Origin of the sequence: Paenibacillus tundrae (genome assembly GCF_030812775.1) — a bacterium.
Classification (GTDB): Bacteria; Bacillota; Bacilli; order Paenibacillales; family Paenibacillaceae; genus Paenibacillus; species Paenibacillus tundrae_A.
In genome coordinates this window covers 266,024-275,787 of record NZ_JAUSTI010000009.1, presented here as the reverse complement: position 1 = coordinate 275,787, position 9,764 = coordinate 266,024, and the positions used below count along the sequence as shown (strand labels likewise).

Annotated in this window: 10 protein-coding genes; 2 read left to right on the top strand and 8 right to left on the bottom strand. The window is 46.0% G+C overall.

The genetic code is table 11. The annotated features are described in order from the left end of the window. Positions 1 to 801: IS3 family transposase (locus J2T19_RS17950; protein ID WP_307218065.1), on the top strand; the 801-nt coding region annotated here is incomplete at its 5' end. A 74-nt stretch (positions 802 to 875) separates the two neighbouring features. On the opposite strand, the gene J2T19_RS17945 is transcribed toward J2T19_RS17950, so the two are convergent. Both J2T19_RS17945 and J2T19_RS17940 read right to left on the bottom strand, forming a co-directional pair. After that, positions 876 to 1,232 (bottom strand): hypothetical protein, encoded by a 357-nt coding sequence (locus tag J2T19_RS17945; RefSeq protein WP_145049878.1) that lies wholly within the window; start codon positions 1,230 to 1,232, stop codon positions 876 to 878. Positions 1,233 to 1,256: 24 nt separating this feature from the next. Beyond that, entirely contained in the window at positions 1,257 to 1,556 is a 300-nt protein-coding gene (locus J2T19_RS17940) for a hypothetical protein (protein ID WP_307218063.1), read from the bottom strand. Positions 1,557 to 1,746: 190 nt separating this feature from the next. On the opposite strand from J2T19_RS17940, the gene asnB reads away from it, so the two are divergent. Next, positions 1,747 to 3,591, top strand: coding sequence for an asparagine synthase (glutamine-hydrolyzing) (gene asnB / locus J2T19_RS17935; RefSeq protein ID WP_307218061.1), 1,845 nt, complete (start codon positions 1,747 to 1,749; stop codon positions 3,589 to 3,591). A 151-nt stretch (positions 3,592 to 3,742) separates the two neighbouring features. Here asnB and J2T19_RS17930 read toward each other — a convergent pair whose 3' ends face one another. The 6 genes from J2T19_RS17930 to J2T19_RS17905 all read right to left on the bottom strand — a co-directional run bounded on the left by J2T19_RS17930 (position 3,743) and on the right by J2T19_RS17905 (position 9,471). Then, the gene (locus J2T19_RS17930; RefSeq protein ID WP_307218059.1) at positions 3,743 to 3,910 is read right to left on the bottom strand and encodes a hypothetical protein; all 168 of its coding nucleotides are present in this window, start codon (positions 3,908 to 3,910) and stop codon (positions 3,743 to 3,745) included. Between the two features lie 242 nt (positions 3,911 to 4,152). After that, complete coding sequence (locus tag J2T19_RS17925) at positions 4,153 to 5,016, bottom strand: STM4011 family radical SAM protein (RefSeq protein WP_307218056.1); 864 nt, start codon at positions 5,014 to 5,016, stop codon at positions 4,153 to 4,155. Further along, entirely contained in the window at positions 5,013 to 6,389 is a 1,377-nt protein-coding gene (locus tag J2T19_RS17920) for an STM4012 family radical SAM protein (protein ID WP_307218092.1), read from the bottom strand. Before J2T19_RS17920 ends, J2T19_RS17925 begins: the two co-directional genes overlap by 4 nt. Before the next feature lie 221 nt (positions 6,390 to 6,610). Beyond that, positions 6,611 to 7,396 carry an STM4013/SEN3800 family hydrolase gene (locus tag J2T19_RS17915; RefSeq protein WP_307218055.1) on the bottom strand — a complete coding sequence of 262 codons (786 nt, stop codon included), beginning with the start codon at positions 7,394 to 7,396 and terminating at the stop codon, positions 6,611 to 6,613. After that, the gene (locus J2T19_RS17910; RefSeq protein ID WP_307218054.1) at positions 7,389 to 8,627 is read right to left on the bottom strand and encodes an STM4014 family protein; all 1,239 of its coding nucleotides are present in this window, start codon (positions 8,625 to 8,627) and stop codon (positions 7,389 to 7,391) included. Before J2T19_RS17910 ends, J2T19_RS17915 begins: the two co-directional genes overlap by 8 nt. Position 8,628: 1 nt before the next feature. Then, the gene (locus tag J2T19_RS17905) at positions 8,629 to 9,471 is read right to left on the bottom strand and encodes an STM4015 family protein (RefSeq protein ID WP_307218053.1); all 843 of its coding nucleotides are present in this window, start codon (positions 9,469 to 9,471) and stop codon (positions 8,629 to 8,631) included. Positions 9,472 to 9,764: the final 293 nt, after the last annotated feature.

Below are 9,764 nucleotides of genomic sequence, written 5' to 3'. Positions count from 1 at the left end.
CTTTTAGCAATTACAGGAATACCCCGATCCAGTTACTACAAATGGCGAGCAACACAGCCGCAGCGAGAAGCAAGACAAGAGCGCGATCGCGAGATCAAAGAGTGCATGATGGCCATTCATATGACCAATCAAGAGTTTGGTTGCCCTCGCATGACAACGGCCTTGTGGGAGGCTGGTCTGAACGTTAATCACAAGAAAGTATGGCGAATCATGCGAGAACTATCGATCCAATCAGTGATTCGTAAGAAGCGAAAGAAGTCCAGTTATACGCCATCTATTATTTATCCGAATCGCCTGAAACGCAAATTCCATGCCACCGCACCCCAGCAAAAAATGGTGACGGATATTACGTTTATTTCGGATGGGAGCGCATTCGTTTACTTGTCTGTCATTCAGGATTTGTTCAACAACGAGATTGTCGCTTGGCAGTTATCCAAACGAAATGATGTCCAGCTCGTATTGGATACGGTGGAACAATGGACACAAAAAAGAGACGTTTCGGAAGCCGTGCTCCATTCGGATCAGGGCTTCCAGTACACGTCTCAGGCGTACAACTCACGATTAGAAGCATTCGGCGTCAAAGGCAGCCACTCTCGCAAAGCAACCTGCCTGGATAACGCATGCATCGAATCCTTTTTTTCGCATCTCAAAACAGAGAAGCTGTACCTTAACCAGTGTAATTCAGAAGCAGAGATTCGACAAGCCGTGGAAGATTATATATATAATTATAACTACCGACGCTTTCAAGCGAAACTCAAACAGCGCGCACCGATTGAATATCGATGCGCGCTGGCAGCATAGCTTTTTTCATCTGTCTACTTGACAGGGGTATGACGATTAAAGCCAGCGGGTTTTTTGCTGTATTTTATTCCAGATTAGGCTTGACCAATTAAATACCTTTGTAACGTAGGACCGAGCAGGCCAAAAGCAAACAATTCACTTTGAAATTTAGCTCTGTCTTCCGATGCAGTAGCCCCTTCACTGTTCTCAAACGCCGTTTCTGTAGCATCCTCAAAGGCAGTGTGCATATTATTATTGTACCAATCCAGAACAGCGTCAGAGTGATTGCGGACGACCCGCACGATCTCCAATGTATTCGTTGGAGCAGTTGCAGCTACATATACAAGCAAAGAAGGATCTCCTGCATTTCCAGGTTGAACCTCCACTTCAGCACAAGCCAATCCATCAACTTCGGTTAATCTACGTATTTTAGCATCCTGAATTGCATACATTTCATATCGCGCTCCTTTGTTCATTCATGTACTTTGTTCAATGACAGAACGGGTTTCAGGTGTTCCTAACTGATAAATTGCCCGATACACCCGCTGTAGGGCTTCTTCATAAGCACGGTTCACAGATTCCTCAGGGGTGTCTGGCCAAGGGAATACCATTCCCGGAAAGGCCTCCTCCTCTTTTTCCTGCATTAATTGAAGAAGCCCTCTTAGATGCTCAGCCTCCTGAGGTGTCGCCTGAATGACCCACTCATAGCTTGATGAGTGCTGATCAGGCAACACGGAACGCCCAACCACGGATACATAATAGGTGGTACCTTCCATCATAATTCTCTCCTTCACAGCATGCTTGAGGCTGTTATCCCTATAGCTAGTTTCCGAAGAGGACAGACATTTTATGCCTACTTTCGGCATATATTTGTTACGACCTCTGACAAAAACGAACATATTTGCAGGGCTTAGCTCTGCAAACATCATTCAGATCAACGACTCGACTAAGAAAGGATGAACAACCATGTGCGGTATAACCGGCTTCATACAGTGGAATCGGGATTTGACCCAGGAATCGGAGCTGCTGGTCCGAATGACGGACAGTTTGTCGAACCGAGGACCTGACGCTTCAGGTACATGGATTTCCAATCCTTGTGCTTTTGGACATCGGCGACTCAGCGTAATGGATCCAGAGAACGGAGCTCAGCCGATGCATGCGTTACAAGGAGACACCTCCTATACCGTCGTGTATAACGGAGAACTATACAATGCTCCCGAATTAAAAAACGAATTGCTTCAGCGTGGGCATCACTTCCGTACGCAATGTGACACAGAGGTATTGCTAGCCTCTTACATCGAATGGGGACCGGCATGTGTTGACCGGTTTAATGGCATATTTGCTTTTGCCATCTGGGACGGCGGACGCGAGCAAGTATTTATGGCAAGAGATCGCCTTGGCGTTAAACCTCTTTTTTACAGTAATGAAAAGGATGCACTCGTGTTCGGATCTGAGCCCAAATCCCTTTTGCTGCATCCAGATGTGGAAGCTGCAGTAGGGCCGGAAGGACTGGCAGAAGTATTTATTGTTGGCCCAGCACGGACACCGGGACACGGTGTATACTCTTCCCTTCACGAATTAAAACCTGCTCATGCACTTATTTTCAACAGAAATGGTATTCGTACTTATCCCTATTGGAAGCTGGAAAGCGTACCCCATGAGCATGATTTAGACGCAACAGCAGCCGAAGTACGTCGTTTGTTACAAGATACCTTGGAACGTCAACTCGCCTCTGATGTTCCGGTATGTTCTCTCTTATCCGGCGGGCTCGATTCCAGTGCTCTGTCAGCACTGGCAGTAGACTATTACAATCGAACGGGTCAAGGCCGAGTGAGCACATATTCGGTCGATTACGTCGATAACGCGAAGCACTTCCAGGCTCATTCCTTCCAACCTGGTGCAGACGGCCCTTGGATACAACGTATGGTTGACGAACTGAAAACAGATCATCATTGGATTGAGATTGAGAACGGCGAGCTCGTAAAGGCGCTGACTCAAGCCATGCTTGTACGCGATCTACCAGGGATGGCGGATGTGGACTCCTCCCTCTATTTATTCTGTAAAGAAATCAAAAAAGGAGCCACCGTAGCCATCTCAGGAGAAGCTGCCGATGAAGTGTTTGGCGGATACCCGTGGTTCCATCGGGATGAAATGCTAAATTCAGGTACGTTCCCTTGGTCGGTTGCTCCAGATATGCGAGCAGGATTGCTATCTCCAGACGTACGCGAATGGATTCGACCTCTCGACTATCTTGCAGACCGTTATTCCGATGCTGTAGCTGAAGTGCCTTTACTTGCTGCCGAAACAGGTAAAGCTGCTCAGATGAGAGTCATGTCATACCTTAATATCACACGATTTATGCCTACATTGCTTGACCGTAAGGATCGAATGAGTATGGGTGCTGGACTAGAGGTACGTGTACCTTATTGCGATCATCGCCTGATTCAATACGTGTTTAACATTCCCTGGGAAATGAAAATTACCGGTGGTAGAGAAAAAGGAATCCTCCGCAAAGCACTCGAAGGCGTGTTACCAGACGATGTTTTGTATCGTAAAAAGAGTCCTTATCCCAAAACACATAATCCTGAATATTTGGCTGCAGTCAAACAACAAGTGCTTGAGATTCTGGACGATGCTAGTTCTCCGATATTGCCTTTAATCGACAAAGCGCAAATTCGCAAACTAGCCTCTTCACCTGATGCCGCTTCGAACCTTCCATGGTTCGGGCAATTAATGTCCGGCCCACAATTATTTGCTTATCTAACTCAGATCAACACTTGGCTACGGACGTATAACGTGGCAATTCGTTAGAATTAGACTGAATGCTTATACACAGAAAAGGGTGTCTGATAAAACAACAGACTTGTTGTTCCCAGACACCCTTTTAGCTAATTGCAAACCGATGAAACCAATACACCTTACATTGAAGCGGCATCCTTTTTACTTTTAACTCACCCATCCATCACACTTTGAATCGATTAATAGACTGCTGCAGTTCCTCTGTCATAGAAGATAGGTCATTTGCTACCGAAGCAATCTCTTGCATCGCTGATAATTGTTCCTCCGTGGTTGCGCTCACTTCTTCCGTTCCCGTAGCCGTGTTCCCCGTCACTTCCCTAATGGTCTGCATTGACACATTACCAGTCGATAATTCAATTTATGTTAGCATACTTGCACGCACAAAAACGGGTATTTAGTATCAGCAAATACTATATTCTAGACTTATTTCAGATATTTTAGGCATGATGCTCCACGACTTATATTCTTATTTTTGGTCTTTAAAACTTTACACCTAAATAAAAAAAGACTTTACTTAGCTTCCCCAGCTGAAATAAAGTCTTTAGTCTTATAAATGAGTTCAGATCATGGTCTTTAACGGTGGATCAACTCTGGATTTCGTTCAAGCAGGCCGGTGCCGAAAATGTCTCTAAACGGTGTATCCTCCATATGAATGTAGCCAATATAACAACCACATTTCTTCATGCTACAAGGACGATCCGCAGCCAAAGCTTCTAGACCATCGCGATACAAATGTCCAATGATTCGGCGATCTTTATAACATCTCTTCACATGCCCTGATCCTTGCACATAAAACACATTCGAACCAGCCGCACAACGCTTGCCCAAGCTGTCATAATCCTGCAGATTACCTTCGAAAAGCGGATCAATCTGCCGCAAAAAATGAATTTCCTCCGGTGTGTAATACTTGGGGCGATCCTTGAAGGCATTGACCCACATATACACATCGCTCGGTAGACACTCCCTCATGGATTGAATAGCTGGGAATGCGCTACGTAATCCTACTGTACCTACACTGAATCCAATGCCCATTTCTCGCAAAGTCATACACTGTTTTACAAAAGAAGATTCTTTCGTTTCACGCGGATGATATGTCGCCCAAAATGCCGCTTTGTGTGTGTTAAGTTCTTGCGCCCAATCCAGTTTAACGGATAAATTGGTTTGCACAGCAATCTTATCCACATGAGGCATGTGAGACAACTCTACCATGGCTTCACGGTACCAGCGCCGAACCAATGCTTCTCCATACGGATTAAAGAAAATGGAAAATTGGTCTCCCGAACCTTCCTGTTCCCTCACCCATTTTACAAATCGACGCAGTTGCTGTTCATCCAGCGCCAGAGTCTCCTTAGAATCTACCGTTTTACTAAACGGACAATAGGGGCAGTCGTAATTACAAGATGACAGCTTGCCGCGATAATACAAGGTGGCTCTCATGAGAATACAAACCCTTCCATTTGTTCACGGATTTCGGCCGATATCAACCAATCCCCAATGGCATCCGAGTACCCTAGCCCTTCTTCGGTCAAACGTAAGAACTCCACGCCCATTTCGTTCTTAAGCTCCGCCATTCCTTCGGTCAGCAATTCACCAAGCCAACTGTACTCGGACATCACGCTTGTTCCAAATCGCTGATCATAATCCTGTAACGCCAAGCCCTCCCGGTGCAGAAGTGCTTTGAGAATGAATCGCCGCTTCTGTTCCTCAAGACTCAGCACAATTCCATAGTCCGCCACATCATATCGCTCCGTAGCCACATAATCTGCTATGATGCTCTGCGTCGCTTTATAACTAACTCCATACTTAGAAGCGTAGTGCACTTCGCTTGTGTATGAGCGAGCTCCGCAACCAAGTCCAACCATGCCTTCCTCCTGACAGCTATAAGGTAAAAGCACCTTCGTTCCCGCAGAGGATTGCTCCTTCGCAAATCTGCGCATAGAATACTGCACATATCCGCGACTCTTCAATGTCTCCCGCGCAGCTCTGTAAAGCTCCATCCGAATGTCTGGCCCTTGGCGCTCTATATCATCCGGTTTCACAATCGTATTCTCCCGTGTGTAGAGTGGATAAATGAAAATCTCACCCGGTTCATATGCAAGGACACGTTCCAGCGAGTAAAGCCATGATTCGACGGTCTGTCCAGGCAGTCCATAGATAAGATCCAGGTTCAATAGCGGAAAATTATATTTGGTGAGCTTCTCGAGAGCTCGCTCCACTTCTTGCGGTTTCTGTGGGCGATAGATCGCTGAAGCCTCGGCTTCAATGAAGCTCTGGATACCCATGCTAACACGATCTACGCTTCGTTCTTTCATAATCGCAAGCTTGGCATCTGTTACCGTATCGGGAGATGTCTCTACTGAGATTGAAGCTTGTTGTGGGTCAAGACCCATTACCTCTTCAGCGATATCAAACAGTCGATTTAACTGTACTTCATTTAATAGCGTAGGTGTTCCGCCACCGATAGCGAAGCGCGAATAGGGTCTACGCGAAGTGATTGGTGCCCATTGTTTAGCTTGACGCTCCAAGGCATCCACATAACGCTCATGGGTATCATCGCGCCGATCTGGTAATGTAAACAGATTACAGAAGCCACAGCGTGCTGCACAAAACGGGATGTGCATATACAAAAAATAAGTATCTGTATTCTCACGTTCCCATAGCGGGGCGAGTGGCTTAGGTGGATCTAGCTCACGATACGCTGTCTTATGAGGATAAGAGTACAAATACGAGCGATACGGCGTTGTAAGAACTTCTCTAAGACTTGTAGCTGTATTAGACGACCCGGACTGTACGGAATGGCCTGTTGTCATGGTGTAATCTTGACTATCCATCGGTTTCCTCCTATCTCCGGTTTATTTTAAGTACGACTTTGATTACAAAGGATGCCAAAAGGCATCCTCAGCATCGAATATGGAATTCAGCCGAAATATCCGTTGCTCACGTAGTTTCCCTACGCTCCGCTACTCCATTTCTACCTTCATCCCATCTTCTCGGTACTGAAAGCCGTACTTTTTCTGAATATTCACTATATCTATAACACAAATTCACGATACGGCACGTTCCAGACGACATCATGCGCCAAGCGATGTCCTTGATAGCCATCCTCACCATATGCAGTACCATGATCAGAAAAAGCGAGGCAAAACGTTGGTCTTGTACGTTCTCTCATCGCTTCAAATAATGGCCCAAGTGCTTGATCAACATAGCGTAGCGCAGCTCGCTGCGTCTCGATAGAATCCTCTTTGGCTCCCTCTATAAAATACCGATTCGGACCATGAATAGCCGAGACATTCAGGAATAGAAACAGCTTCTCTTCCGGCGGAATTTGCTTGAGCAGTTTCAATGCATGCTGCACTTGATTCTCCGTTGAACGAGGGTTGGTTACACCAAAGTTCATACGCCAATAGCTCTGCTGGAAATAACCTGGTAGCACTTTAGCAAGCGGGTTTTTCTTTGTAAAAAAAATAACACCGCCAATGCACACCGTGCGGTATCCTTCCGCTGCAAGTCCAGACACCATATCAGGCGTATCAAACAGCCACGTATGGGGGTGAGTTTTCAACCCCGTATTGCGGGAGTGAAACAACCGGACATGAGAAGCCTTGTCCGTATTTGCAGGCGTAGGCATAAAACCACCAAAAAAAGCGTGATGAGCCGCATAGGTGAAGCTGCCTGGTGTATGCCGCTTCTCCCATGAACCTGTGCCGCACAAATTGGGACAATTCGTTTCTTCCAATTTGGCTACATCATACCTCAACGTATCCAGCGTAATCATTAATAGATCATGAGAGCCCACGATGGTGTTCATATCAGGCATAGTAATCGGGCTCCTCTCGTAAAAGTTCCATTTGCCATTCATATGTACCTAGTCCGCGATGCTGTACCCGATATAAAAGATCCCCAAACGGGTTAACATCTAGAACGTAAGCACAAGGTTCAGTTCCACTAAGCATGACATCAATTCCGGCAGACCAAGAGTTCGGAAATGCAGACAACGCTGCTTGGGCGGCATTCTGAATTAATAACATCTGGTCATCCTTCAATCCCGCCTCAAGAGGCAGAAGGCGATCATTACGTAAATGAAGGTTCGTGATCGGTGTCTTACTTAGACGAACAATTGCATGACCCACCTGTCCACCTGCGATGAGCTGACGAACATCAAAAACCCGTGAACCTATGGACGATTTCGCCATCCAACGTTCTATCTGTGCACCTTCCGCACATAACCAGTCCAACAGAATGCTAATCTCTTCGGTACGGGTATACCTGCGCATGCCACCTTCATTATAAAAAACAATCTCTGTCCCATTCCGTTCCATTCCCACTGTCGTTATAGCAATTTCAGCACCCGTTCGTGGGTTGAACTGATATGCTACAACACCTGAAGCGCCTGAGCCACAAGCGAGTTTGACAAATACACGATGCATCCCCTCAGACCGCATAGCTGCACGTAATTCATCATAATTCCGGATCGGAACATCAGTTTGAAGCGAAGGTGGCACGGTCACTCCATGAGCAGACAATTGCTGCTGGCATTGCCTTTTATCAAACATCGTTATGATGTCTGTAGGATGATTCAAAAAGCGAGCAGATGGGAAGAATTGCTGAACTTCCTTATCTATTCGTGCCAAACACGCCCTCCAGCCGTCAAACCATTGAGCAGGTGCGTAAATTCGCCCCCACTCCTGCTCCAGCAACAACGCCTGTTCTTGCGTAACCATCATACGGTTATCAACCCGATGAAGCGGCGAGTAGACAGTCGCACCCAGAGACAATAGCTCACGTTCCACATTCCAGTTCTCGCCCGGTGCATCCACTCGTATGAAGAACGCACAATCTTCAGCACCTTCTCGGCCTTCACCTTGTGAGATCGCTTCTGAAACTACTTCGGCGATGTTTCCTCCTTGCCTCCACGTCTGAAGCAGATTAATATAAGACAATACAACGGCAGGCTTCAACCCTTTCCTCAGTCTTGCTTGCTGCAAGGCAAATGTCCGCCGATTATCCGGATTCCCTATCAGTAGAAAAGGTCGCTCTTGATCACTCACGTTATTCCGTCAAAGACGGATACCGCCAATCATCCTCATCGCTTTGTTGCTGATCACTCACATCAACAGAGATTCCCGAACGTTTCCATTGAATGAGCATTTCGTCGGTCATATAGTGATAGCTCAGATCGAGATGCTTTAATTTTTTGATCTTATCGCTAGCTAGTAGAGCTTTAGCCCCTACATCCGATAAAGTGCCTTGGGAGAGATCCAACACTTCAAGTTGATCCAGGATAGGAGCCTCAGCAATAGCCTGCGCAATCTCATCCTGAATCTCACTATCTTTCAGACCCAGATACACTAGTTTCGGGAATCTTCCCTGTTCAAACAGCGGGCTTACATCCTCCAATGAACCATCGAAGCCATAATCTTCGACACCCAAATATAACTCTAGCTTCCGTAGCTCAGGTAACTTGGCATGAGTAACGGAGGATATTACTTTTTTCGGTAAGCCTCCACAAATAATCACCAATTCTTCAAGGTTTGCATGCTCCAACGGTTCCAGACTTAAGTCATTACTCCCTTTAACCCAAAACGATGTTAATTGAGGAAAAGTCCTTAATAATGGCGTTAGATCTGTTTGGACAATCCAAGATACCTCACACTCTTCAAACCCCATATCCCCGATAAACAATTTCTTCAGCGATGGGAACTGTGGAGCCAGTTCAACAAGCTTAGCTATGAAATCATCAGGTGAACTCTCGTATGCCTGTCCCCAATCTCCGATGACCAAACTTTCGAGTGTGCGACTTTCCGGTTTGGCAGCAAGTTCTTCAATTAAATTCTCAATTCGAATTCCATTCTCATAGTCATCATAAGAAACTGTAAGCTTCACTTCTTGCATACGCCAATCCCTCCGTTTGAGTTCAATAATTGATCGTTATCTTGAATGTTACCCCATCCCGTATGAAGCTTGCAACTTCTTCCAACTCTAGTCCCAACCCGATTCTCAAACGTGCAAAGCTTCCATTGTTATTAATAGGAATAAGAACTCATGTTCTCACCAAAAACACAAAAAAGCACCAACAGCAGGGTGGTCATCGCTTAAACTGACGTACCCTACTGTTCATGCTTCAATTCTTGTAGAACCGATGTAGACTTAACAATGTATCTGTTCATTGCTAGCCAAACGTTTAG

What these genes read in the sequence shown, in the direction of transcription:
- J2T19_RS17945 (WP_145049878.1), bottom strand. Translation starts at nt 1,232, where the DNA reads ATGTATGCAATTCAGGATGCTAAAATACGTAGATTAACCGAAGTTGAT.
- J2T19_RS17940 (WP_307218063.1), bottom strand. Translation starts at nt 1,556, where the DNA reads ATGGAAGGTACCACCTATTATGTATCCGTGGTTGGGCGTTCCGTGTTG.
- asnB (WP_307218061.1), top strand. Translation starts at nt 1,747, where the DNA reads ATGTGCGGTATAACCGGCTTCATACAGTGGAATCGGGATTTGACCCAG.
- J2T19_RS17930 (WP_307218059.1), bottom strand. Translation starts at nt 3,910, where the DNA reads ATGCAGACCATTAGGGAAGTGACGGGGAACACGGCTACGGGAACGGAA.
- J2T19_RS17925 (WP_307218056.1), bottom strand. Translation starts at nt 5,016, where the DNA reads ATGAGAGCCACCTTGTATTATCGCGGCAAGCTGTCATCTTGTAATTAC.
- J2T19_RS17920 (WP_307218092.1), bottom strand. Translation starts at nt 6,389, where the DNA reads ATGACAACAGGCCATTCCGTACAGTCCGGGTCGTCTAATACAGCTACA.
- J2T19_RS17915 (WP_307218055.1), bottom strand. Translation starts at nt 7,396, where the DNA reads ATGCCTGATATGAACACCATCGTGGGCTCTCATGATCTATTAATGATT.
- J2T19_RS17905 (WP_307218053.1), bottom strand. Translation starts at nt 9,471, where the DNA reads ATGCAAGAAGTGAAGCTTACAGTTTCTTATGATGACTATGAGAATGGA.